At 63.0% G+C, this 21,708-nt stretch carries 27 protein-coding genes; 2 read left to right on the top strand and 25 right to left on the bottom strand.

What is annotated here, in order from left to right; translation table 11 throughout:
- The 4 genes from ACLE20_RS13515 to ACLE20_RS13500 all read right to left on the bottom strand — a co-directional run.
- On the bottom strand, nucleotides 1-1,971 hold a 1,971-nt coding region (locus ACLE20_RS13515), incomplete at its 3' end, for a hypothetical protein (RefSeq protein WP_410940818.1).
- Nucleotides 1,959-2,351 carry a DUF6950 family protein gene (locus tag ACLE20_RS13510; RefSeq protein WP_410940817.1) on the bottom strand — a complete coding sequence of 131 codons (393 nt, stop codon included), beginning with the start codon at nucleotides 2,349-2,351 and terminating at the stop codon, nucleotides 1,959-1,961. The genes ACLE20_RS13510 and ACLE20_RS13515, both read right to left, overlap by 13 nt.
- Nucleotides 2,351-2,926 carry a hypothetical protein gene (locus ACLE20_RS13505; RefSeq protein ID WP_410940816.1) on the bottom strand — a complete coding sequence of 192 codons (576 nt, stop codon included), beginning with the start codon at nucleotides 2,924-2,926 and terminating at the stop codon, nucleotides 2,351-2,353. The genes ACLE20_RS13510 and ACLE20_RS13505 overlap by 1 nt, the downstream gene beginning before the upstream one ends.
- Nucleotides 2,923-5,613 (bottom strand): hypothetical protein, encoded by a 2,691-nt coding sequence (locus tag ACLE20_RS13500; protein ID WP_410940815.1) that lies wholly within the window; start codon nucleotides 5,611-5,613, stop codon nucleotides 2,923-2,925. Before ACLE20_RS13500 ends, ACLE20_RS13505 begins: the two co-directional genes overlap by 4 nt.
- 44 nt (nucleotides 5,614-5,657) lie before the next feature.
- Between ACLE20_RS13500 and ACLE20_RS13495 the strand changes: the two genes are divergently transcribed.
- On the top strand, nucleotides 5,658-6,053 hold the full coding sequence (locus ACLE20_RS13495) for a hypothetical protein (protein WP_410940814.1): 396 nt from the start codon (nucleotides 5,658-5,660) through the stop codon (nucleotides 6,051-6,053).
- A 31-nt stretch (nucleotides 6,054-6,084) separates the two neighbouring features.
- On the opposite strand, the gene ACLE20_RS13490 is transcribed toward ACLE20_RS13495, so the two are convergent.
- The 6 genes from ACLE20_RS13490 to ACLE20_RS13465 form a co-directional block, all read right to left on the bottom strand.
- Nucleotides 6,085-6,594 (bottom strand): hypothetical protein, encoded by a 510-nt coding sequence (locus ACLE20_RS13490; protein ID WP_410940813.1) that lies wholly within the window; start codon nucleotides 6,592-6,594, stop codon nucleotides 6,085-6,087.
- The gene (locus tag ACLE20_RS13485) at nucleotides 6,578-7,423 is read right to left on the bottom strand and encodes a ParB/RepB/Spo0J family partition protein (protein ID WP_410940812.1); all 846 of its coding nucleotides are present in this window, start codon (nucleotides 7,421-7,423) and stop codon (nucleotides 6,578-6,580) included. The genes ACLE20_RS13490 and ACLE20_RS13485 overlap by 17 nt, the downstream gene beginning before the upstream one ends.
- Before the next feature lie 194 nt (nucleotides 7,424-7,617).
- Nucleotides 7,618-7,857: a hypothetical protein gene (locus tag ACLE20_RS13480; protein ID WP_410940811.1), complete on the bottom strand. Its 240-nt coding sequence runs from the start codon at nucleotides 7,855-7,857 to the stop codon at nucleotides 7,618-7,620.
- Nucleotides 7,858-7,946: 89 nt separating this feature from the next.
- Complete coding sequence (locus ACLE20_RS13475) at nucleotides 7,947-8,354, bottom strand: hypothetical protein (protein ID WP_410940810.1); 408 nt, start codon at nucleotides 8,352-8,354, stop codon at nucleotides 7,947-7,949.
- Between the two features lie 10 nt (nucleotides 8,355-8,364).
- Nucleotides 8,365-8,844, bottom strand: coding sequence for a hypothetical protein (locus ACLE20_RS13470; protein ID WP_410940809.1), 480 nt, complete (start codon nucleotides 8,842-8,844; stop codon nucleotides 8,365-8,367).
- 2 nt (nucleotides 8,845-8,846) lie between these two features.
- Nucleotides 8,847-9,272 carry a phage tail terminator-like protein gene (locus ACLE20_RS13465; RefSeq protein ID WP_410940808.1) on the bottom strand — a complete coding sequence of 142 codons (426 nt, stop codon included), beginning with the start codon at nucleotides 9,270-9,272 and terminating at the stop codon, nucleotides 8,847-8,849.
- Between the two features lie 31 nt (nucleotides 9,273-9,303).
- Here ACLE20_RS13465 and ACLE20_RS13460 point away from each other — a divergent pair, with 31 nt between their 5' ends.
- Complete coding sequence (locus ACLE20_RS13460; RefSeq protein ID WP_410940807.1) at nucleotides 9,304-9,501, top strand: hypothetical protein; 198 nt, start codon at nucleotides 9,304-9,306, stop codon at nucleotides 9,499-9,501.
- Here the strand turns inward: ACLE20_RS13460 and ACLE20_RS13455 are convergent.
- The 15 genes from ACLE20_RS13455 to ACLE20_RS13385 form a co-directional block, all read right to left on the bottom strand.
- Complete coding sequence (locus ACLE20_RS13455) at nucleotides 9,458-9,904, bottom strand: HK97 gp10 family phage protein (protein ID WP_410940806.1); 447 nt, start codon at nucleotides 9,902-9,904, stop codon at nucleotides 9,458-9,460. The genes ACLE20_RS13460 and ACLE20_RS13455 overlap by 44 nt on opposite strands.
- Nucleotides 9,904-10,953 carry a head morphogenesis protein gene (locus tag ACLE20_RS13450; RefSeq protein WP_410940805.1) on the bottom strand — a complete coding sequence of 350 codons (1,050 nt, stop codon included), beginning with the start codon at nucleotides 10,951-10,953 and terminating at the stop codon, nucleotides 9,904-9,906. Before ACLE20_RS13450 ends, ACLE20_RS13455 begins: the two co-directional genes overlap by 1 nt.
- Complete coding sequence (locus ACLE20_RS13445; protein ID WP_410940804.1) at nucleotides 10,950-11,312, bottom strand: hypothetical protein; 363 nt, start codon at nucleotides 11,310-11,312, stop codon at nucleotides 10,950-10,952. The genes ACLE20_RS13450 and ACLE20_RS13445 overlap by 4 nt, the downstream gene beginning before the upstream one ends.
- Nucleotides 11,312-11,806, bottom strand: a complete 495-nt coding sequence (locus tag ACLE20_RS13440; RefSeq protein ID WP_410940803.1) for a DnaT-like ssDNA-binding protein — start codon at nucleotides 11,804-11,806, stop codon at nucleotides 11,312-11,314. The genes ACLE20_RS13445 and ACLE20_RS13440 overlap by 1 nt, the downstream gene beginning before the upstream one ends.
- A 24-nt stretch (nucleotides 11,807-11,830) precedes the next feature.
- Complete coding sequence (locus ACLE20_RS13435; protein ID WP_410940802.1) at nucleotides 11,831-12,247, bottom strand: hypothetical protein; 417 nt, start codon at nucleotides 12,245-12,247, stop codon at nucleotides 11,831-11,833.
- A gap of 12 nt (nucleotides 12,248-12,259) precedes the next feature.
- Nucleotides 12,260-13,210 carry a DUF2184 domain-containing protein gene (locus ACLE20_RS13430; RefSeq protein WP_410940801.1) on the bottom strand — a complete coding sequence of 317 codons (951 nt, stop codon included), beginning with the start codon at nucleotides 13,208-13,210 and terminating at the stop codon, nucleotides 12,260-12,262.
- Nucleotides 13,211-13,222: 12 nt separating this feature from the next.
- On the bottom strand, nucleotides 13,223-13,669 hold the full coding sequence (locus ACLE20_RS13425; protein ID WP_410940800.1) for a DUF2190 domain-containing protein: 447 nt from the start codon (nucleotides 13,667-13,669) through the stop codon (nucleotides 13,223-13,225).
- On the bottom strand, nucleotides 13,669-14,814 hold the full coding sequence (locus ACLE20_RS13420; RefSeq protein WP_410940799.1) for a DUF2213 domain-containing protein: 1,146 nt from the start codon (nucleotides 14,812-14,814) through the stop codon (nucleotides 13,669-13,671). The genes ACLE20_RS13425 and ACLE20_RS13420 overlap by 1 nt, the downstream gene beginning before the upstream one ends.
- A gap of 30 nt (nucleotides 14,815-14,844) precedes the next feature.
- Nucleotides 14,845-15,933, bottom strand: coding sequence for a hypothetical protein (locus ACLE20_RS13415; RefSeq protein ID WP_410940798.1), 1,089 nt, complete (start codon nucleotides 15,931-15,933; stop codon nucleotides 14,845-14,847).
- Between the two features lie 5 nt (nucleotides 15,934-15,938).
- Entirely contained in the window at nucleotides 15,939-17,135 is a 1,197-nt protein-coding gene (locus tag ACLE20_RS13410; protein ID WP_410940797.1) for a hypothetical protein, read from the bottom strand.
- 2 nt (nucleotides 17,136-17,137) lie between these two features.
- Nucleotides 17,138-17,353 (bottom strand): hypothetical protein, encoded by a 216-nt coding sequence (locus ACLE20_RS13405; protein WP_410940796.1) that lies wholly within the window; start codon nucleotides 17,351-17,353, stop codon nucleotides 17,138-17,140.
- A 1-nt stretch (nucleotide 17,354) separates the two neighbouring features.
- Nucleotides 17,355-19,163, bottom strand: coding sequence for an anti-CBASS protein Acb1 family protein (locus tag ACLE20_RS13400; protein ID WP_410940795.1), 1,809 nt, complete (start codon nucleotides 19,161-19,163; stop codon nucleotides 17,355-17,357).
- A gap of 8 nt (nucleotides 19,164-19,171) precedes the next feature.
- Nucleotides 19,172-20,638 carry a phage terminase large subunit gene (gene terL / locus ACLE20_RS13395; RefSeq protein WP_410940794.1) on the bottom strand — a complete coding sequence of 489 codons (1,467 nt, stop codon included), beginning with the start codon at nucleotides 20,636-20,638 and terminating at the stop codon, nucleotides 19,172-19,174.
- Nucleotides 20,598-20,828 (bottom strand): hypothetical protein, encoded by a 231-nt coding sequence (locus ACLE20_RS13390; RefSeq protein WP_410940793.1) that lies wholly within the window; start codon nucleotides 20,826-20,828, stop codon nucleotides 20,598-20,600. The genes terL and ACLE20_RS13390 overlap by 41 nt, the downstream gene beginning before the upstream one ends.
- A 632-nt stretch (nucleotides 20,829-21,460) precedes the next feature.
- Nucleotides 21,461-21,694 carry a hypothetical protein gene (locus tag ACLE20_RS13385; protein ID WP_410940792.1) on the bottom strand — a complete coding sequence of 78 codons (234 nt, stop codon included), beginning with the start codon at nucleotides 21,692-21,694 and terminating at the stop codon, nucleotides 21,461-21,463.
- Nucleotides 21,695-21,708: the final 14 nt, after the last annotated feature.

The raw sequence follows: 21,708 nt of genomic DNA, 5'->3' as shown, positions 1-21,708 counted from the left end.
CCCTTCAAGGTCCGTTGCTGTCGCGAAGTTTGTGGTGCTGTTGCGATAGATCCGGACAGCCTTGAAGTTCTCGCTGTTCGGGTTGGTCCAGGCGATGGTGACTGTGCCGGCGGTCGGCCCTGGCGTCGTGTCGAGGTTCGTCACCGGCAGCGGCGGGTTGGGGTCGGCCACGGCAGGGATGTTTTCGATCAGCGCGTAGGGTCCGGCCGCTCCGGACGCCGTGCGCCACCGCATGCGAACATCATAGAGCGCGCCGTCCTCCAGGCCGACGATATCGACCTTCAGGGCGTCAGGAGCGACGGCCGCAGCCTGCCACTCCTCAAGATCGGCCCGCGAGTATTCGACGTCGAGCTTCAGATCGTCCTGGCCGGCCGGCGCAGCAACAGAGACCTTGATCAGCGCCACCTTGACACCCCCTGCTAGAGTTCGTTGCGTGCCGATCGCGCTTGCCATTTGCACGTCCGGGATCGCGTCCTCCTCGATCCGCTCGGGAAGCCGCGGCGCCGTCCCCTCCTCCGTTGATGGGTTGAAGGCATAGGCATCGGCGCCGAAGCTCGAAACCTTGATGGAGACCGTCATCTCCTCAATGTTGAGGGTGATATCAGCGACCTCCATCGTCTCGTCGAATAGGTCACCATCCATATCGAGATCAGCGATCTGCACTCGGACGAAACGCTGATCCCAAGCGTTCATTCCGAAGAGCGTCGTCTTCAGGGTCCCCTGCCAGCGCGGCGCACCGCGCGCTGCGGCAATCTTCGCGATGCGCCGCGCGTGATTGTGGTTCTGGATCTCGTAGGCATCGATCGTCTTCGACCGCACCTCGCCATAGGTCGCGATCTCGTCGTCCTGGCGCCACGGCTGTGCGTCCGCCGCAGCGAAGTCGGCGAGAGGCTCCTCATACTTGACGCGAATCTCGTTGAACTCTCGCAAAGGACCGGCGCCGTCCGACATCGAGAAGTCGATAATGTGCTCATCCCTGAGCGTGACAGTCGGTTCGCGCCAGACGCCAGCCGAGACGCCGATCTTACCGTTCGGCTTAAGAGCGATCCGCCCGTCCATCGCCGTCAGAAACCGGCTCATGACGGACGCCGGCTCTTCATCGAAGCTGTAGCTCAAGGCGCCGTGGTAGCGTCGGACAGTTCCGCCGCTCTTCGTCGGCAGCAGAACGTCGCAATCATCCGCGGCCTGCTTGATATCGTCCACGTCGATGAATGAAGGGGCGATCTGCAGCCCGTCATCCGAAGTCAGGTAGTCGCGAAGCTGAAGCGCGAGGTTCGCGCTATAGGCAGTCGAGCCGGTTCTTGGGTCCAATACCAGAGCGGTCTGGAAGATGCCGTTCAGCTTGGCGATCTTGTTCGGGTAGACCTTTCCGAACTTCTCGAGCTTGACGCCGCGCGTTTCAAGCAACGCGTTGGCGATCCCTCGGTTGCGGTGGTCCGCGGTCCAGATCGTCGGGAATTGCTCCACTAGGCGGGTGAACGCTGTCTGCGAAGCTGTGCCCGGCTTGTAGAGGATCCGAGTGTTCTCCTCATAGTAGGGGTCTGAGGTCAGAACGCCATCGGCATTGAGCGTGATGTGCCGCCCATCGAGGATCCAGTCGACGACAGCGTCGAAGCGCTGCGAGCCGAAGGCCACGATTTGGAAGACGGCGCCATCTTTGTTCTCGATGAACAGAAGAGGGCCGCCAAGCCGCCTGAGACCATAGTGCCTCGATCGAACCGGAAGCGACTGCCGGATGACGTTCTGCACGTCCTCGGGCTTCGGCACATCGGGCCGCCGAGCCGTCAGCAGCTGCAGCCCGATGCCGATCGCCGCGTTGATGACGCCGGCAAGTAGCGTGGCGCCGATCGTACCGGCAGCCCCCGCCCCGAGGATGGCGCCAGCGATCAAGGAGCCAGGGTCAGCGGCCGCGGCGCCGGCACTGGCAGTCAGCACAACGCCGGCAAGCAGAAGCACCCTCAAACGGACCATGCGGCAACGACCTTTGCGTTCTTGATGGCGATCACGCCGTCCTGGCTTTTGACGACCCACCGGCCCGAGGCTGATCGGATCGCGCCAAGATGCCGGTTGCCGTATCGGATCACGGCAAAGTCGCCGGGGCGGTCGCCAGTCGATCGAGTGGCACCAGCAGCGACAGCGATCCGCCGCACCAGCCTCGCCAAGCCGCCGGCCTCGCGAAGAAGCGCCTGGCAGTCCTCATCCGAGGCGTAAGCACCCCGAAGGTGCGCCGCTGGGTCGCCGCCATGGTTGGCGGCCCACCAGTCAGCGATCACCAGGGCACAGTCTTTCTCGCCCCAACGAAACTCGCTGGCAGCCATGGCGCGGACGAACGCGCCGAGATCGGCCGTCATCAGGACCTCGGGAAAATGATGACGTGTTGCTCGATGCCCGAGGTGCGCTCGCAACCCCGGTCACCGGGAAACCGCTTCTGCTGGTCCGTGTCGGAATAGAAGCCGTACCGAGCCCGCTTGCGGGTGATGAACGGGCCTTCGGCTTGGATCGTCACCGAATAGACCATGCCGCCCTCCGTCGACTGCCGGCCGATCGTGAGTTGCCGCATGGTTGCGAAGGCCATGGCGAACGGCATGTCGAGGGGCTGCCAGTCTTCAGCAAAGAACTGCAGGTAGATGACGACCGGACGCATGTACCAGTTTGCTCGATCGCCCTTGGCCTGCGCGGCAAATCCGGCATCAACGCCGGAGACTGATAGCTCGAGCGGTGCGGCGGCGCCGTTCATCGCCTGTTTGAGGCCGCCGATGCTCCCGAGGTTGCCGATGCCCTGCCAGAGCTTGCCGTCATTGGTCCGGAGCGTCCCGAAGCCGTTATAGAGGCGGCGCGAGCCATTGAGGAAACCGATCTCGGCGAGAGCATCGCAGCGGACCACGTTGCCGGCGAGCTGCGCAGCGACTGCAGAGGGAAAATTCATCCGGTGATGTACCTTTCGCGATCATCCCCGACCCACTCGGACACGTTCCCACGAACCTGCTCCATGATCTTCCGGTCCCGCTGGTCGAGCTTTTGGTTGATCTGAGCCTCGGTCCAATTCGAGCCGCGCATGTCGAGGTTGTTGACCGGCGCGAAGGTCATGCTCGGCGACTTGTCGCGCCCCCGCAGATCAACGGGGATGCGCCGGCCGTCGGGCAGCGGGACCGCCGCCTCGGGGCCTGCCTCGCCGAAGATCGCCGGGCGATCGGAAATTCCCCCCTTGGCGAACAAGCCCACGCCACCACCGAGGATCGCGTTTGCAAACTGGCCGGACTGCGCGAAGACACTCATCCCGTAGCTGGTCAGCGTCGACAGCAAGCCAGAGCCACCGCCGCTCGTGATGGTCGACAGCTTGTTGCCGAAGTTGCCCATGCCGGAGCCGAGTTCAGTCAGGCCCTTCGCAGCGTTCTGGTTGGCGGCCGTCAGTCCCTGGAGCGAGGTCGAGGCTTCGTTCATGCGGCGGATCTGGACCTGCGATGCCTCCACCCAAGTCGTCTGAACCGAGTTCGAGGAGTTGCCGGAGAGCATTTCGAGCTGCTTGGACCCGCCGAACATGCGGACGCCGCCGGTGGCGAAGCCGACATGGCCGCCCTGCTGGCCGGCGCCGAGACCGCGGGACTGCACTAGAACATCGCCGCGCTGCGCCATGCCGCCAGCGACCGGGCTGCCCCAGTTCAGGAAGGAATTGGCAGTGAGCGAACCGGTCCCGTCGACGCCGACCTGCTTCAGCGACGAGTTGACGAAGCCAGCGCACCAGGCGGTGCGAGCCGCATCGATATCCACCCCGCCCTGCTTGAGGTATGAGTTGATTTGGCCCGGGCTTCTGTCGGACTGGCCGAGAAGTCCCATGGCTTTGCTCACGGCCCCTGCGGCAGCCGTCGCGCCACCAGGTGAATTATCATTGGCGGCGCCCACCTGGCCGGTGATAGCCTTTGCAATCCCGCTGCTGTCCCAGATGCTGTTGAACGATTTCTTCAACAATTCCGAGGCGATTGACTGGAGCGCCTTGATCGCTGCGTTCGCGAACGACTTCCATAGTCCTTCGCCTTTGGTGATCCCGTCGAACACGTCCTGAAAGAAATCCTGCGAAGTCTGCTTGGCAAACTCAAGCGCATCTCGCATTCGTTCAGTTTGGGTTTCAACGGCCGCCATGGTTCCGCCGAGGCTTACCAACTCCTGCGTCTGCTGAGGCGTCAGGGTGATGCCACGCTGCGCCGCCTCGTTCAGAAGATCCTGAGTATGCCGGAGGGCGGAAGCCGCCTCATCGGTCATGCCGAGAGCCTGCTGCTCAGCCCTCAGAGACGCGATGCGCCGGTTCGCGGCGTCGGTGATGTCCGAGTATTTCTGCTCCTCGGTCTTGCCGCCTCGGCCCTTGCTACCCTTTTTCGTCTTCTCGTCGGTCTTCTCCAGCCACTTGATAAGCTCCTGCAACGACGTGACGCCTTCGGCAGCAGCAAGCTTGATGGCGCTTCCAAAGTCGCCGAGGTAGTCTCGGTTCAAATCCCCCCAGAGCCCTTTTCGCCGCTCGGTTGACGCCTTCTTCAGCCGCTCCGCATATTCGTTTTCCCAAGGGTCGATGAGATCGCCAACGCGTCCGATCTTCTCGATGTTGACGCCGGGGATCTTGTTGACCAGGCCGATGACCTTATCGATCCCTTCGGCGGCAGCGCTCACCATTCGGTTGATGCCCGTGATTGCGGCGTTCACAGCACCGGTCACGCTGGCGCCCAAGATGTCGCCGAAGTTCTTCCACACGAACTCAATGTCGTGGTAGGCGGCAACGAACGACCCGATCACGAGGTTGGCGCCTTGCTTGGCGATCGCCACGATGTCAACGCCAAGGATTTTCGCCAGCTCATCGCGGAAGATCACAGCGGCGGCCACGGCTGCCATGATGCCGATCACGAAAGCCGCACCCGGATTTGCGATGGCGAACGCCGCTCCCACCTCGATTGCCTGGACCGCCAGCCGGCCAAGGAGCGCGATGAGCTGGACGACCCCGCCAATGATGGCCGGGGCATAGAGCAGCGCCAAGGCGGCGGCGGCGCCGACTGCATAGGGTGCGATCTCGACGAGATGGTCTGCAACCACGCGCAGCGCCGACGCGGTTGCCTTCGACCAGTTCACCATCTGGACCAGCGCAGCGACTAGGGTGATCATGCCGATGGTGATCAGGGACACCGGCGAAAGCACCATCATAAAAGCTTCAGCCAAGCCCCTGATAGGTTTGTCCATTGAGGCTAGGACCATAGCCGTCTGTGTGCCCTGCTGAAGACCAATCGTCAGAGCCGCCATGCCGCCCTGAGCCGAGATGATCGTGTCCTGAACCTGCGCGGCAAGATTGGAGATGTTGCCTCTCGCCATGTTGGTGTTCGAGTTTGCGGCTCGAGCCATCATCTCGATCTGCCGGGACGCCGAAGCTGCAGATGCCCCCTCGGCAGCGTAGGCCTTCGCTGCAGCAGAGGCGGCACCAGTGGCCCCGCGGTTCGCAGAAGCTAGTCGCTCGGTAGCGCCTTCCGCGCGCGTCGCCGATCCAGTGAGCTTGTCGAGATCCGTCGACGTCTGAGAGACACCTTCCGAGGTGACCTTCACCCCAAGCTGCGCAACATCCATCGGTTTGCCTTTCAACGCGCACGGCCTAAGGTCCCGGTCGAAAACCAGGAGGACGATTCATGCGCTCAATTTGCTTAGCGGTACTTCTCGCAGCGGCTCCAATGGTGTCGGCTCATGCCTGCAACGAGACGCTCGCGGTGGTCGAGGAGTGGTCGATCACGCCATTTGATGCCGACAACAACAAGCTTGTGACCACAATCCGGTTCAAAACGGAGAAGCCAATCCGGATGATTGATGGCTCATTCGGCTTCGAGGATGCTCTTGGCGAGCGCGTTGCGAGCGCGCGGATGGACCGTGACGCCGCTATTCCAGCCGGAGGCACTCACACCCAAGACGGTATCTGGGGGCCAAACACTTTCGAGAGGCTCCTCAAGCTCCGAAAAGAAGAGGTGAAGCCCTTCACCTGCGTTCGTGCCATCCTTTTTGAAGATGGCAGCAAGCAGGAGTTTGAATGAAAAAAGGCGGCCCGAAGACCGCCTCTGACTGTCACGCTGTCTTGGCCACTTCGGGCGGTGCCCGCTCTGCAGCGAGCTTCTGAGCTTCGAGGAACGATACATCCTCCGTCTCCATGATCGCCAAGATCGGTTGGATGAAGCTCTCCCACTTATCGAGTGCCGCCTGGGCGTTCTCGATGTTGCGAACTTTGGCTGCGGTGGCCGCGCGGAAGTCGTCCGGTCGTGCAGCGCTGAGAGGCACATAGACATAGTGGCCGTCAGGCTGCCTAACCGAGATCGTAGCCGGCGCCTCGTCCTTGATCAGCTTCAGCTGCGCATCATCGTCTTCGCCGTTCACGCTGTACGCGTTCCGGAGGTGCGACTTGATCTTGGCCCTGACGGCGATCTCCACGAACATCGGTGAGGCTTCGTAGATCGCATCGCCATAGATCGCAGTCAGGCGATTATAGACGCTGTCGACGTCGAGCACGACGCCCTGCTCGTTCAGCATGTCGCTGATGACCTTGGCGATGAAAGGCGAGATATTAATCAGCGTTGACATTGCGGAACTCCCAATTCTGATAGACAGCGTTCATTGCCTGCATCTTCATGTACGCCTGCCTGAAACTCTTGTTCAGCTTCGGCGCCAGGAACTTCGGCATTTGCGCGATCAGTTGTTCGGGTGTTCCTTCTAGTTCTGCGAGATCCGCAAGGATGCGGCAAAGGGCCTGTCGATTGGTGGCGTAAGGATCTGTTTGGGCCCCAAGGACGCCCAACTGCTCAATGGAGTTACCAGCGAGGGTTTCGCGGCGCTCCGCCTTGGGCAGAGCCGCAACCGCACGCTGGGCGGCTGGCTGCAGCTGAACAACCTTTGCAGCCTCGTTGAGTGACATATCTCCAGCTTGGACGGCGGTAACTATGACCGGCTCGCCCTTCGCTTTGATCTGCTTTGCTGTTCGCACTGATCTCTCAGAGACGTTCAGCAACTTGGCTGCGTCGCTATTCGGCAAATTTGCCGAATTGGGTGATGGTCCAAAATTTGGGTTGCCGACCTTCATATTCGCCAACTTCGCAGCGACCATGGCGCGCTGGCTGTCGGTTAAGTGACGACGGTGGAGATTGAGGGACAGGACGTAGGAGACTATGTCCTCTTCCCGACCATGATACTCGCGCGTCCTCGGTTCGATCTCCAACCAGCGACAGGCCCGCAGCCGGTTTCTGCCATCGATCACCTTGCCTTGGAATAGGACGATCGGCTCACGCTGACCGTGCTCACGCATGTCGACCATGAGGTCGCGTGCTTCGGCGTCTGTCATTTCGGGGAAGATGTTGGCCGCCGGGTGGATCTCGAATGTTACCGGGGGCTCCTGCTTTTGGGAGCGTATTACCATCTGAACTCCTTCGGCGCTCGGCCGGCCAAGCCACAAGCGCGAGTGGTCCGTTTTCACGGAACCGAGGCCGAAGGAGGTCTCGGTGTCCGCACTTCCCCTTGGCCAGGGGCAACTTGCAGTTTCAGATTGAGACAGAACAGAAAGGGAATATCAAGCGAAGGTGACCGATCTCCCCGCTGTCCATCACCACAAGCTTAGCGACCGTCCTCTTCCCGCTCCCGGATAGCCTCCGCCTCGTCATCGACGCCGGTGCAGTAGCGAGCGTCCATGGCCTTCAGCACCCCGATCTCCTCGCGCCGGAGCACGTTGCCCGTCAGGCCGAGCCAAGCGGCCAGCTCTTGGTGCGAGATGCGCCCTGCCCCGGCAAGCCCTGAGGACTGCGCGCTGCGGATGTCCCAGAACCACTCCCAGAGCAGTGTTCCTGCTTCAGGCACCTCCGGCTCCGGGGTATCGACCTCAAAGCTCTCGTTCCTCTCCCGCCGGGTCTGCCCCCGGCTGTCGCGGACGCTATCGTTCCGCGCGACTACGCCGACGGCTTCGCAGAGTCCTTCGGAAAGGACTTGGTAAAATTTGCGCGGTCATCCGAGGCCTGGCGGACCTGCTCATAGATCCAAGGCGCTTCCTGCACCACTTCGCGCGCAAGCTTGAAGGTGCATTCCGGCTTCTCGCCCTTCCAGCTGTGGTCGCCCCAGTCCCAGGATTCGATCGCAGCGGCGGCTTTGTCGAGAAGCTCGTCCTCGACCTTGCTGGAGGTCAGCTTCTGCTTGCGGCTGGCAAGCAGCTTGTCGGCGTGCTGGCGCGAGATGCGCTTGACCGCCTCGCTCTCGGCCGAGCGGATACGAAAGCGGATGCCAAGGCGCTCCTCCGACTCCGGCGCGGTGAGATGGAGCTCGAAGAGATCTTCGGAATTGACGAGCTGAGAGATGTCCATGGGGTGTCCTTCAGGTGGCGTTCACGCGGATGGGGAGCTGGTTCAGGCCGATCGTGAACCGCTCGAGCTCGAAGTCGTCCGAACCGCCGCCCGGGTAGAGCGGGCCGGACACGACGCCACGACTGTAGAAGACGGTGTTGGCGCCGCCCGACGTCAGCTTGTCGTTGCGTTCGATCTTGATGGCCATGTTGTCCTGGTTCAGCGGGTCGCCGAAGGTGCGCAGGATTACCTGGCCGGCGTCGTTCGCCACCGAGGCAACCTCGATCTGCGGGCTGCCGGCGTTCGCCGTGCCTTTCTGCTGCTGGCTCACCGGCTCGTCGAGGGTGTTGTAGGTGTTCATGGTCGAGGTGGCGCCGAAGTCGCCGATGTTCCCAACCTTGCCGACCTGGACCCAGGTGAGCGCGGCATACGTCGTGGACGTCAGGTCGGTGTTCTGAGCCAAGGCGCAGACATAGACCTTGCTCCCAAATTTCGTGGACTTGTTCGGCATGGCTAAGCCTCCGGTTCGAACGCGTGGTAGGGGATCGTGACCGGCACCTTCATGCGGTCATCGTCTTGGATCGGGCCGCCGGCCCAAGGCTCGCTGCTGATCGTGATCTTCACGCCAGAGGCAAAGAGTGTCTGGTTCTTGAACCGGTCGATGATCTGACCAGCGACGTCCAAGGCATCGGTTAGCCCATACCCCTTCGGCCACATGACTGACGCCTGGAGCAGGCCAAGCTTTTGCTGTGGATCCGGCCCGAGCGTGATCTGCCGCGTCCGGTTGGGCAGGAAGAGCAGATCAATGAACTTGGCTGGTTTGTCCTCGCCTGCATCGGGGAAGTTGATGTTCGGGCCGGCGATCGGCAGCGCGTCCGGCATCGTGCGCAGGTGCGTCGCCAGCGCGCTGAAGATCATTGCGTCAGTGCCCGTCGCCATGTACCGATTCCATATGTCAGAGAGACCGCCATTGTCGGACGTCGAGGTTCACGAGCGCCTGCACGAAGCGTTCCTGATGCTCGCGAAGGAGGTCGGTGCGACCGAGTTCGGCAACAACACCCTGAAGGCGGCACGGCTCTCGCTCTTCACGTTCCAGATGACACTGTTGATGAAGACCGAGGCCCCTACAGGCCAAACGCCTTCCGAACCTTCTCAGCGTTCCGAGTGACATGAACCGGCCAGTTCTGCGCAGCGAGGCGCACGAAGGCCGCCCCAGGCCTGCCACGCGCCCCGTATTCCTGATGAGCGGCGTAGGCGGCGGTGTAGCCGAAGTAGAGATCATCCTCGAGCGAGGCGTTTAGGATCACCGCCTCGATCGCGGCGAAGTCGAACTTGTACGTCGCGCCTTCAGCCGGGTGGGCGTTCGGATTAATCCTGGGCATGGCGGCAGTCGACGCAAGCAAAGAGTCCTGCAGGAAGCCGGTCTTGAACGGCATCCGCCCACCTTCCCGGTCGAGCGTCTGCATCTCCTTGACGACGTCCGCAGCGCTCAGGTTGCGCACAGTCTCAACGGCTTCCGGCACTTTCTCAGCGAACTGGGCCACCGCCGCGGCGAACGAGAGCGTCGCCATCAGGCAGCTCTCGCCCGGTAGCGGCGAAGGCCGGCTGCCAGATAGTCGATGTCATACTCGACACGGCACTTGCACCCGATGCGGTGTCTCGCCGGCACGCCTGGGGCATGTGGGTACATCATCAGCGTGCCGTCGCCGGCCACGAACGGCTGCTCCAGCGGAATGCCCTGCGCCTTGTATCGCGCCGCCATCTCGACGTGCTGCATGCGGGGATGCTCGGATCCGGAGTGCTTCCAGATCTTCAGAACCTCCTGCTCGGTGATCTTCCCGGCTCCGATCTGCTGGCGGATCGCGTTATCCCGCGCAGTAAGCAGCGCGGTGCGCGTCTCCTCCAGGCCGATGGTCTGGCCTCGCAACAGCAAGTTCTTGTCCGAGAGCCGCATGATGATCTTGCGGACCATCTCGGCTTCGACCGGTCGCCCCTCGCGGATCGCCTTTGCCACAGTCCGGTCGAAGCGCTTGTCGCGCGTCTTCAGGTCTAGGTAGGCGCGCATGCCCTCGACGTCGCCCGCCAGCAGGTTCGCCTTTGCCCGATCGATGAACTCGACCTGGCGGGAGGTGAGGCCGATGTAGCCCCCTTCCCGCTTGCCGGTGATGCGGTTGACCCGGCCAATCACGTCCAGCGCGGTACGCGTCGGGTTCTGCCCCTTTGCCAAGCCACCTTCGAAACCTAGCCGCAGTGACTGCTGCTGGTCGGCGGTGATGTTCGTCACCAGCGTGACCAGCTGCTCGCGCAGCAGCCGCTCCGCCTCCAAGTTCCTCACGCCGAAATGCCACAGCACTCGCGTGCCATCAGGCGCGACCACGGCCGGCAGGCTCTGGACCATGTTGACGCCGCCGGCATTGAAGGCCTCGCTGAGAGCGAGCTCCAACTCGGCGAACGCCTCGGGCTCGAATTGCACGGCAGAGACTGCGCCAGAGATATCGCCACGCTCCAAGCGCTCAACGATCGCTTTCAAGACGATATGCGATTTGATGTTCGCAATCGCTGCCCGGAATGCCGCAGCGACGCGCGGGTCATACTGCTGGAGCAGCTCGTCGAAGGTCACGCGGTCCTCGCTTGGCAGATGTGCACGACCGGCGTCACGCCGTCGTATCGGTTGGGGTCGCCATTGACGATGCGGAACGTCTTGCCGTTGGCGGTGACGAGATCGCCCGGCTTCGGATCGATCGGCAGCCCGACGGCGGAGAGGTAGAGCTTGACGTCGCCAACTTTGATCAGCGTCCCGTCGATCTCGCGGGCCTCATAGGTCATGGGCACTAACGTGACCGTGTACGGCGTTCCGACCGGTTCGCCACCCTCGACAGCGTCCGGCTTCGCTGAGCGCGTCAGCGTGCCGCTCTGGCCGAATTTCGCGATCAGGCGCTCGGCCGTGGCCTGCAGGCGTGCATAGAGCGGGTTCGCCATCAGACCACCAGCGCGCCCGGAAGGTGCGGCATCAGGAACGGGGCGAGCAGAGTCTCGATCGCCGTGACCACCGGGGTGGCCAGCGCCACGAGGTCCGCAGGAGATGAGGACGTGCTTGAGGCATACTCGACTTCCAGCTGCCCGACCTTCTCACGCTTGACCGCAGTAGAGCCGGTCACCACCGGCGATAGGCTGCCGGGATTGGTCAGCTCGAGAAAGGCTGCCTCATAGGACGCGGCCACGATGGCGGCCGGGATCTCGTCGAAGGGGATCGCCTGCCCCCATGTGGTCTGAGCGCCGTTACGTGGCCATGATCGCTCCTGGCTGAAGCCAGCCGTGCGGACTCCGCCGAAGCGCTTCTCGTATCGATCGATCACCAGAGCGCCGCGCTGACGGGCCGCGGCGATCTGGGCATCGGTCGTCCCATCCGGAACGACATAGCCGGCGGCGGTCGCGTAGACCCGAAAGCTTGGGTTATCGCCAAAGCCAGCCATGTCGTTCTCCGGGAGGAAGAGGATTCAGGACGCCAGCTTGGCGTCGATCAGGTCTTTGAGCTTGGCGGTGGAGATGTTCGGGGCATGCTCGATGCCCAGCTCCTTGGCCTGCTTTTTGAGGTCTTCACGATCGGGCTCGTCGTTCTCAGCCGCAGCCTTGAGCTTGACGATCTCGGCATCCCGCTCGGCCAACTGCCGGCGCAGCGCTTCCACCTCGCCATTATTCGACTGTGCGGCAGGAGCCGGAGCCGGGGCCGGCGCAGGCCCGCGGGACGGATCGGGGGTGTAGGAGCCCTCGACCTTGAACCAGCCGGCCGCCTCGATGTGCTCGCGCTCCCGCTCGAACACGTCGCCTTCGAAGGTCTGATCCGGTTCGATCAGGACCGGGCCCGCCACGGTGTTGACGCCGCGCGGACCCTTCTGGGTGTTGGTGATCTTCATATTCATCGCTCCTTATACGCCGTCAAGGTAGCGAACGGAGCGCGACCGGCGGATGTCGACGCCGCCCAGGCGGAAGATGCCGGGCACGTCGAACTTCATCGGACCCGTCTGCCAGGCCGGCAGGAAACGGAACGGCATCGGCATGTGCATCTTCAGCACCTCGGGCGAGCGGCGGTAGGCCACCATGCGCTTGGTGTTGCCGGCGCCGACGGTGTCGAGGTAGCCGAACACGCCGCGGATGGTCAGGGGCTGACCGGTCGTGCGGGTGTAGATGTTGTTCTGCTGGATCCACTCCAGGATCGTGGTCTGGTTGACCGGATCGATGCGGCGCGTCGAGAGGTCGAGCATGACCTGATACGGCAGCAGCAGGGTGTCGGCCACTTCCGCACCGAGCGAGCCGGTGAAGATGCCGGTAAGGACGCCATTGATATCCCGGAGGATCTGGTCGGGCGTCTTGCTGGCGAAGGTGGTGGCCGAGCCGGTGCCGTCTGCCGGCGCAGTGGTGGCGGTCGGAGAAGGCGAGTTGACTAGACCGGTGAAGCCCTTCGCGGCATCGCCGATGAAGGCGACCTGGTCGATCTTCTCCTCCGCCACACGACGAGCCGCAGAGGCCTTGTCGGCCGACAGGTTCATGCCGAGCAGCTGGGCGGTGCCGAGCTCCTCCAGCGTGTAGCCGTAGCCGATCGCGGCCATAGAGACGCCGGTTTCGAACTTCTCGCGGGTCACTTCGACCTTCGGGACATCCTGCGCGAGACCGGAGAACCACTGTGCCTGGCCGACCGAGTCCATCGAGAAGTAGGTGACGGACTGGATCCACTCGGGAGCCGAGGTGTCGACCGGGATCAGCTGGGCATACTGAATGTCCTGATAGCGGATCTGGTAGACGGTCGGCTCGATCAGCGCGGCCTGTCGGATGAGGAAGCTCATCGCGACCTGCTGCGCGTCAGAGATATGCATGTTCATTGCTGGCGCTCCTTAACCGAGGAAGACGACGGCAAGGCCGGCGCCGGTGGTGGACGTCTCCCACTTGGCGCCCGGGATCTGGACGTTGCCGCTGGAAACATTGGTGAGGACGCCGGTCGCCGGGACGAAGTAGACATCGTCACCCTGAGCAACCGCGACGGATGCCTGGACGACAACCGGGCCCTTCTGGCGGATCGCCGCGTTGGCGTACTGCGGATAGGTGTCCACGGTGGCGCCGACTTGGGTGTTGTCGAGCAGCGTGATGCCGAGGAACTTCGGCGAGGCCGAGGAAACCTTGCACTGGTTGTCGGCGGTACCGCGCTGGGCGACCTTGCCGAAGCCGATGCCGCCGGCCGTCTCGACCACGCGGGTGATATCGACCGACGGGCGCATGTCAGGGACCATGCCCTCGATCCAGCGCGCGTGAGTGGCGGCGTAAGAGCTCTGGATGTTGGCCATTATGCGGCTCCCTTGGTGTTGTGCATCCATGCATTGGCCATGTCAGAGACCATTGCAGAATGCGCGGTGGCGGTGGGGTTGCCGTTGACCGGCGTCAGGCCGTCGCGGACCACCTTGGCAAAGGGGTCGGCGTTGGTGTTGGCCTTCGCGTCCTCGGCCAGCAGGTCGAAGCGGGCGTCGACATAGGCGTCGGACTTGCCGGCAATGGCGGCATCGCCGAATTTGGCGACCACGACAGCCTTGCGGATGGCAGCGTCGGACAGGCCGGCGGTCGCCACATCCTTGGCGATCGAGGTGGCGAGGGCGATCAGATCGGCCCGGGCCTGCACGCGCTTGTCGAGATCGGCGTCGGAAAGCACCTTGGCCTTCAGGTTGTCGATCTCGGCGTCCTTCTTGGCCAGATCCGCATCCTTGGCAGCGATGGCCTGAAGATGCGCGGCGTCTGCCGTGCTCATTTTCGCATTGGCATCGGCAAGCCGCTTCTGCAGCGTGTCGATGACCATGGCGCCCTGGTCGGTCACCTCGACCGGGATACCATCGACGGTTACCGTCTTCAGGGTCATGATCGTTTCCTTCTTGGGTTGATGATCATTGAGCGGGGCAGCGCCCCACGAAGTCGCACCGTCGCCGATGCGAGCCTTTGAACCAGCCCGAGCCCGATCGACGATCGCCAGGTGGTTGATCTTGATGTTCTGCTGCTTGGCGTCGTAGGCCTGCCCGTCCTCAGCCACGCCGTCGCCCCAGACGAGTTCGCAGACATAGCCGGCCGATAGTTCCCGCTTTCCGCTCTCGACGCTCTGGATGGCGGCCGCGTCCTTAAGGATGAGCGGGAGGTGCACCCACTCGCCGTCTTTCTTCGCCGCGGTGCTCACCTCGCCCACAGCGAGCTGCTTCCAGTTATCGGCCGACACAGCCTCCGCAGGATGATCCATCGTCACCGGGGCGTGGGTGAAGCTCTGGAGGCTGTCGGGCGCGAAGACAGCATCGACCGGCCGGTAGACGCGCACCGTCTCCATCTCGGGCTTACCCAGCTCGGCGCCGGTGTAGAGCTGGATCCCGGTCCGCACCGAGCGGGCCTCAGCCACGAGATATCCATCGGCCGTCCGACGCGCGCCGGACACCGTGACAGCGTCGGTGAAGTGCATGATGGCCTCGTTTTCGGTGGCGGTTGGCTGCTAGAGCGGCGCTGCTTCCAGTGTGATCGTGTCTCCGCTGGGCATTTTGAAGAGGCCCTGCAGCAGGTCACCATCCTTTCGGACGATGACGGACGCGCATGTGTTGAGCAGCCCCATTGCGGCTTGGAACGCGAGACCGGCGGGCTTGATCTTCATGTCGAAGTCGTAGAGCCCGAAGCCCTGCTCGACGTTGTTCATGTCCTTGCCGTCATCGATGAGATTGTACCAGATCGCCATCTGCCACTGGGTCAGAGCGGAGAGGACAAACCGTGTGGCGAAGACAGCCTGGCGGGCGCGCTTCTGCTCTAGCGTGCTGCCCGCGCAGTGTTTGACGCTAAAGCCCTGCTCGGTGTTGAACACCATTGTCTGGACGCCAGCTGGTCGAAACGACAAGCTGCGTTGCTGCACGGCTTCCGGCCGCATCATCGGGTCGCTCAAGTAGCAGTCGGCGCCCGTATAGGGATGGACACCCCATGCTCGCAGACCAGGCGCGGTCACAAATGGGAGAGCCCGGGCAATGAAGTCTTTCGGTGCCATGAAGCCGCCCTCACCGCCGACACCCAGGCCGCCGGCGATAACTGGGGTCTTGACGCCGGCTGCCTGCATGGCGAGGAGCACTTCGTTCAGGAGCCGCCCATATGCTTCGGGGTCAACTGGGCCACCGAGCATCTCCGAGTTGTTGGGCTCGTTCATGATCTCCAAGAATGGAACGCCGAGCGCTCGGCCGGCCGCAACAGCAAATGCCGCATAAGCTGCGCGGGCTTCCGGCGTGACGGCTGGTTTATCCCAATCGCCCGTGTAGAGGCGGTTTCCTCGGGCAAGGATGGGGAGCACCTGCATTCCCGCCTTCCACGCCTTATCGATGAGCGGTTTGACCGAGGAGAAGTCATAGACACCGCGCTGCGTCTCGCAGTCGGCCCAATAGACATCAATGCGAAGGAGCTTGGCGCCCACGTTCTTCGCCAACGCGATGTTCTGATCATCGGTGACGAGGTAGGCCTTGTCATTGCCCCTCGCCCGCTTGATCGAGACCCCGACCAAGGGGATGTCTGCCGGAGACTTAGGCGCGGCGATAGTGACGAAGGCCATGGCGGTCAGCTCAGGCGAGCAGACGAGATCGCGATCCGGGCCAGATCGCGACCCTGGATATCTGCGAACGAACGATCTTGGACGTGCAGGCCGTCGAAATACTGACCGCGCCGATTCCCGCTGTTGTAAGAGCCGATCAGGTCCTTGATCTGGAAATGGTTGAGCGACCAGGCGAGTGCGCGGTCTGTGAACGTCGCGACCAGATCCTTGTGCTTTGCACCGGCGCCCAGATCATCCGCCGGAGCGATGCTGTGCGGAGACGCCAAAAGCAGGTCGGCCGTGGTCACCCTCGCTCGCACAGCGGCAAGGTTTGCAGCGATCTGAGCCGTAGTCAGGTTGGCGCCACCCGTTCGAACGTCGTTGATGCCGATGCCGTAGGGCAGAAGTGTCGGCGCGAGGAGCGGCATGACCTTCATGGCGGTGTATGCGGTGGTATCGTCAGCAAAGAGCGACGAGGTCAGTCCGCGGAAGCCCGCATTGATTACGTTCACGCGCGGCGTCACGTCGTTATGGGACCAACCGCCGACGACGTTGGACACGAGACCGGAGCTGCACTCCATTTCCCACGTGTGGAAGCCCTCAGGCTGTTGAGGCGTCGAAATGACGACGGGCACAGCAGCGCCGGTGGCGGTGTATGTGTAGACCGTTGCTCCGTCGCACTTCACTGCGTAGGTGGCGCCGACCGTGTTGTCGAGCACCACATACATTTTGCGAGTGCTCTTCTCGTCATCGTAGGAGATGATGGGGCCTAGCGTGGTCGACGCCTTGCGGAAGGTGTTGCCGCCCAGAGATACCGTGCCGCCGATCGTCCAGGTCGCCGTGTCGACCTGAGTGTTCGGATTATAAGCATTGTAGTCGGCGATCGTGTCCGTGGCGCGGATGTTCAGGCCCATGAAACTGTCAGTCGACGCCGGCACGCCGAACTGCTGCAGGTACTTGGCGAACGCGGCGACCGGTGTATAGGGGCGAGCCCCGGTCGTCTGAATACCAGTGGGCGCTCCAGACGGGGAGCCATACCCAACACCCATCCACGTGCTGTCGCCAGCGAAGAGGACAGTCGTGCTCGCGAGACCGGCGATAACCGCAGCAAGCGCGGCGCCCCACTTGGTGGCAGGCCTGAGAGGTCCAGACCCGGAGACTGCGATACCGAGGCCCGCGCGGACAGCCTGCAGATCAGCAACAGTTGCGAGGTCGTAAGCCATTTTCAGGCACCTTTCTTGAGGGTAAGGTTGAGCGAGTTCATCAGCACCGGCTGGCCGCGCAGCAGAATGCCGTTGTACGAGCCATTGGCGATCGGGTCGGCCGAAAAACCCTTGCGCGGGTCAAAAGACAGGGTCAGCCCGTAATCGCCGTTGGCCGGCGGAATGAAGCTGTCGTCAAAGGCCAGCCCGCTTTGGGTCGTGATGTAGAGGTCAGGCATTTCAGTCCTCGCGCAGCTCTTCGAAGATCTCGGGTCCGAGGACGATCTCGCCTCGGTATGGTTCGATCCCGCTCAGATCGGCGGGATCGCCGTCGTAGCTGATCGTGATGTGGCTCTGGTACTCAGGGTGATCCCAAGAGGCGCCGGCCCGGATGATGTCGGCGTGGCGCCAGTCGAGTTCGGCGGCCTTGAACAGAAGCACCACGGCGCCGCCATCGAAGCGCTCGAGCAGACGGGGCCCGCCGGCGGCAACCTTGAGCTCGCTCTGCCAGGTCTCGCCAACGGCCATCCAATCGACCGGAGCGCGGCTGTAGGCGATCGTGACGTGCAGATCGGACGCCTCCAGCGTGGAGGTAAAGCCCTGCTCCTTCGCCCAAGCGATGAGATCCGCGGCGTTCAGCACCTTGCGGCTGACGTAGAGCGTGCGTGGAGCGGCATCATTCGCCGCCTGCTGCATCCGGGTCACGTTGTTGCCGTTCGCGGCCCTGGCGGCTGCTGACGCTGCGAGCTCCTCGGCCGATGGCTCCTGCTCGCCAATCTCGCCGAACTCTTCGACCGCGTCCTCGATGCCTGGCAGCACACCATCCTCAGACAGGCGGTTCACCAGAGCGCGGGACACGGCATCCCGAGCGATGATCTCCTGCCCTGCCCCGGTGCCGACCAGCTGGCGAGCTGCGTTGGCTGTGGCGGTGAAGATCTCCGCCCGCTCCTTCTCGCTCATCTGCTCCAGCGGCGCCCAGCGATAATTGACCTCGGGCGGCCGGCTACCGAGCGCCGATCGGATCACGCATTCGTCGAGCCGGTGCATCGCCGGCGTCAGTTCAAGCTGTTGAATCGACTGCACCCGGTCGTGATAGTTCTTCATGTCCGAGGCGCCGGTGGCGTTCATGCCGGCCGGAGACTGGCCCAGGAGGCGGGTCACGGGGATGTCGGCGGCCCCCGACACGATCTGCATGAAGGCCATGAGGATGTCAGTGAGCCCCGCGACCTGTGCCGCCTTGCTCTCGTATTCCTCTTCCTTGTCGAGCAGCAGCGTGCCGTTGATGCCCTTGGCCATGTTGGCCAGCGTGTAGCGCTCGATGATCTTCTGCTTGTAGGTCTCGTCGCTGAGCGAGGCCATGAAGTTCGGGATGCGGATGATGTCGATCTTCGCCTCGAAGATCAGCGAGGCGATGTTGCCGGCGGTGCTGTCGGCGTTTTTGATCGCGTCCAGCGTGGAAGTCAGGACGCTGTCGCCCCAACCTTCCAGAGCCCCGGACATGAGCGGGTCGGGATGACGCGCACCAACGAACAGCACCAGCCGCGACGGGTGGATCCGCACCATCATATCGGCGCCGGTCATCTCGTAGTAGGACGGCCGGCCATGGAACTCGGACGTGACGTTCTGATCAATCGGCCCCGGAGTCATATCCCGGCGCGAGAGCACCGTCAGATACTTCAGGCCCTGGCGCCCGACCTCGCTGTCTGTCAGCGGCTTGTCTGGGGTCGGTGATCCCGTCCCGATGAAGATGGCAGCTCCGCCGAACAGCCGCGCCTTGGTCAGCGCCTCAAGGATCTTGCCCTTTAGGTTCAGCCGGTTCTCTTCCGCCTCGATCGACTGGATCTGCCCCTTTTCGGCCTGCCAGTCCCGCCACTTGCGACAGGCATCCAATGCCGGGATGTCCACGATCTTCCGCGGCAGCCACGAGCCACGATAGGCCGCGAGGATCTGGTCGTCCGTGAGAAGCGGGTTCGTGTAGAAGACGGTCGCCGCCTTGTCCCGGTCGGTCCCCATGCGGGACACGAGACTGGTCAGGCTGTCATTGAGCATGTCCGTCCTCAGATGTTGTCGAGGGTGAAGGTCGAGCCGAGGGCGAGCTCATTGAGCGCGTCCGCAAAGGCGTCCACCTGGTCGTCAAATTGCGCGTTCGGGAACGAGCAGAGCTCGTCGAGGAAGGCGTCGTTCCACTTGCCCCTCACCAGCCGCACGTTGCCAGCTTCGGCTTGGGCGGACGCAGGCTTGGCGCGCACGGCCTTCTCGCCGGTCGGGCGGATGGCCTTCACGTTGTAGCCAGCGAGCAGCTTCAGCTTGGTCGCCGCATCGGATTTACCGGCGGCGCCCGGATCTTCCGGAATGCGAACCCTCACTTCCAGACCATCCTGGCTGGCTGTGGCCTTCAGATTCTTCTCGACGTCCGCTGGCGACCACCGATCGCGCTTCACGTCCTCGACGTAGAAGATGCCGCCAGACCACGCCATGCGCAGGCCCACAGTCCAATCAGGCTGCTTACCGGGCTTCTGCTGTGTCGCGGCGAAGTCCCACGCCCTGCAGCGCTGTGCGCCCGCCGGCACCGCATCAACGATTTCGAAGTCGCCACGCTGGAACATGCCGCCCGATCGAGGCGCCGGCCGCTGCTGGAATTGACCAGCGACGGCATAGGAGCCCATCGGGATCTTGTCGCGCTCCACCACTTCCCGCGGGAAGCGAGCGGGGAAAAGCAGGTCGCCATCGGCCGAGCGTGGGTCGCGAAACCCGATGCTGGTGGAGCAAGCCCGCTCGGGCTCGAACTCCATCGGCAGCATCAGATGCTCGTACCCGAGGCCGAGCTTGATGATCTGGCCGGAGACATCTTCCTCGTGCAGGCGCTGCATGATGACGATGATCGCCGATCGGATCGGGTCGTTCAGTCGGGTCGGGACCGATTCCCGGAAGATGCGCGATGTGTTCGATCGCTCGGCTTCCGACTCCGCCGTCTCTGTGGAATGCGGGTCGTCGATGATCACTCGATCGCCGCGGCCGCCGGTGAGGCTGGCGAAGGGCACGCCCTCGCGAAACCCCGTCTTTGTGTTGGCGAAGGACGCCTCGCCTGCCCTGACAAGCTCGACCTCCGGCCACAGAGCCCGATACCATTCGGACTGGACCAGATCGCGCATGCGCCGGCTGTCGCGCTTGACGTACTTCTCCGCGTAGCTGGTCGTCAGGTACCGGAGCGACGGGCGCCCCATCGGGCCCCATTCCCAGGCTGGCCACAGGACCGAAGTCAGCAGCGACTTCATGGTGCCGGGTGGCACGTTGATCAGCAGCCGGTTTATCCGACCGTCGGTCACCGCCTCCAGATGGTCGCAGATCGCGTCCAGGTGCCATCCGTGCACGAAGGTCGAGTTGGGCTCCACCACATGCCAAGCCTCACGGACGAAGCCGGAGAGCGTCTGGCAGCGGGCTCGGATGCGTTCGGCGTCCTTGGCAACCGTCAGCCGGTCGTGCTCAGCCTTCCTCCTCAGCCTCTCCGCTCGAATGTCCGCCATCGACGGCAAGTGGACCGAGGATGGCCTCAAGGCGGTCAAGTTCCTCATCGCTCATCTTCGTCAGGTCATAGGTGCCGACCGCACCCTTGTGCTCATGGGCTTGCGTGGGCTTGCCATAGGCCCGGTCGAGGATCGCGTTCGCTGCGGCCACTCGGGCGCTCTCGCTTTCGCCGTCAGAGGCGATGCTCACCAGAGCGTCCAGCGCGGTGCTGGTGTGCTTTCGGGCCAGTTCGGACAGAGACGCCTTCTGCGCCTTCGTTGCGCGCGAGCGGGCTCCTGTGGGCCGCCCTGCGCCTTCGCGCTTACCGCCTCGCTTGTGGGGAGCCATTTTGATTTCCGTTTGATTTTGAGCCGCTAATCAAAGTCAAGTGCCCGACTGCTGAAATCGGCACAAACTGTGAACAACGGGCACAGCGGGCACGAGGGACGACTTACAATTGCCGACTCACGTCCGGCTGCATGATGATCCTCTGGTTCAACCAATGGAGATGCGCATGCCCGCTTACGTCATTAGCTATGACCTTCGAAAGGTCCGCAACTACGATGCATTGATAAAGCAACTCAGAGACTGGAAGTGCATCTGGCCCTTGAAGTCAGTCTGGTTTGGAAGGTTGAATGGACCGGCGCCAACGATCAGAGACATCTTGTGTAAGTTAATCGACAATGACGACGGCCTTGTCGTCATTGAAATGAAGCCCGGATCTGACTGGGCGTCATTCACCCTGAACGAAAAGGGCGGGTCTTGGCTGAGGGAGAACGTGACAAGTTGACTCAACGACACCGGGCCGCAAAGCCCGGCTCCATTTCAGGCATGCGGGAGCGCTACGCCGCTCGATCGGGTTCGAAGACGGGCTCGTCTTCAAGCATGTACCGGATCATTGCCTCTGCCTCAGAAGCCGTGAACAGATTTGTCCCGGTCGGCTTCGCTTCCATGGGGTGTGACGTGTGCTCGTTGAAAGTCCGTCGAAAGCTGATCCCACCGTCCGGCGCAAAACTGGTAGGCAGGCGCCATCCCAGGAAGCGGTTGACCATGCGCTTGATCTGTTCCTCGGTCATGCTGGCGTCCTCTC

Source organism: Rhizobium sp. YIM 134829, from assembly GCF_046546455.1.
Note: the sequence above shows the minus strand (reverse complement) of the source record. Positions and strands in the feature narration are given on the sequence as shown.

What these genes read in the sequence shown, in the direction of transcription:
- ACLE20_RS13470 (WP_410940809.1), bottom strand. Translation starts at nt 8,844, where the DNA reads ATGCCGAACAAGTCCACGAAATTTGGGAGCAAGGTCTATGTCTGCGCC.
- ACLE20_RS13440 (WP_410940803.1), bottom strand. Translation starts at nt 11,806, where the DNA reads ATGGCTGGCTTTGGCGATAACCCAAGCTTTCGGGTCTACGCGACCGCC.
- ACLE20_RS13485 (WP_410940812.1), bottom strand. Translation starts at nt 7,423, where the DNA reads ATGGTAATACGCTCCCAAAAGCAGGAGCCCCCGGTAACATTCGAGATC.
- ACLE20_RS13435 (WP_410940802.1), bottom strand. Translation starts at nt 12,247, where the DNA reads ATGAAGATCACCAACACCCAGAAGGGTCCGCGCGGCGTCAACACCGTG.
- ACLE20_RS13410 (WP_410940797.1), bottom strand. Translation starts at nt 17,135, where the DNA reads ATGGCTTACGACCTCGCAACTGTTGCTGATCTGCAGGCTGTCCGCGCG.
- ACLE20_RS13490 (WP_410940813.1), bottom strand. Translation starts at nt 6,594, where the DNA reads ATGTCAACGCTGATTAATATCTCGCCTTTCATCGCCAAGGTCATCAGC.
- ACLE20_RS13445 (WP_410940804.1), bottom strand. Translation starts at nt 11,312, where the DNA reads ATGGCGAACCCGCTCTATGCACGCCTGCAGGCCACGGCCGAGCGCCTG.
- ACLE20_RS13405 (WP_410940796.1), bottom strand. Translation starts at nt 17,353, where the DNA reads ATGCCTGACCTCTACATCACGACCCAAAGCGGGCTGGCCTTTGACGAC.
- ACLE20_RS13475 (WP_410940810.1), bottom strand. Translation starts at nt 8,354, where the DNA reads ATGGACATCTCTCAGCTCGTCAATTCCGAAGATCTCTTCGAGCTCCAT.
- ACLE20_RS13430 (WP_410940801.1), bottom strand. Translation starts at nt 13,210, where the DNA reads ATGAACATGCATATCTCTGACGCGCAGCAGGTCGCGATGAGCTTCCTC.
- ACLE20_RS13385 (WP_410940792.1), bottom strand. Translation starts at nt 21,694, where the DNA reads ATGACCGAGGAACAGATCAAGCGCATGGTCAACCGCTTCCTGGGATGG.
- ACLE20_RS13455 (WP_410940806.1), bottom strand. Translation starts at nt 9,904, where the DNA reads ATGGCGACGCTCTCGTTCGCCGCGGCGGTGGCCCAGTTCGCTGAGAAA.
- ACLE20_RS13415 (WP_410940798.1), bottom strand. Translation starts at nt 15,933, where the DNA reads ATGGCCTTCGTCACTATCGCCGCGCCTAAGTCTCCGGCAGACATCCCC.
- terL (WP_410940794.1), bottom strand. Translation starts at nt 20,638, where the DNA reads ATGGCGGACATTCGAGCGGAGAGGCTGAGGAGGAAGGCTGAGCACGAC.
- ACLE20_RS13420 (WP_410940799.1), bottom strand. Translation starts at nt 14,814, where the DNA reads ATGCACTTCACCGACGCTGTCACGGTGTCCGGCGCGCGTCGGACGGCC.
- ACLE20_RS13465 (WP_410940808.1), bottom strand. Translation starts at nt 9,272, where the DNA reads ATGGCGACGGGCACTGACGCAATGATCTTCAGCGCGCTGGCGACGCAC.
- ACLE20_RS13505 (WP_410940816.1), bottom strand. Translation starts at nt 2,926, where the DNA reads ATGAATTTTCCCTCTGCAGTCGCTGCGCAGCTCGCCGGCAACGTGGTC.
- ACLE20_RS13495 (WP_410940814.1), top strand. Translation starts at nt 5,658, where the DNA reads ATGCGCTCAATTTGCTTAGCGGTACTTCTCGCAGCGGCTCCAATGGTG.
- ACLE20_RS13510 (WP_410940817.1), bottom strand. Translation starts at nt 2,351, where the DNA reads ATGACGGCCGATCTCGGCGCGTTCGTCCGCGCCATGGCTGCCAGCGAG.
- ACLE20_RS13425 (WP_410940800.1), bottom strand. Translation starts at nt 13,669, where the DNA reads ATGGCCAACATCCAGAGCTCTTACGCCGCCACTCACGCGCGCTGGATC.
- ACLE20_RS13400 (WP_410940795.1), bottom strand. Translation starts at nt 19,163, where the DNA reads ATGCTCAATGACAGCCTGACCAGTCTCGTGTCCCGCATGGGGACCGAC.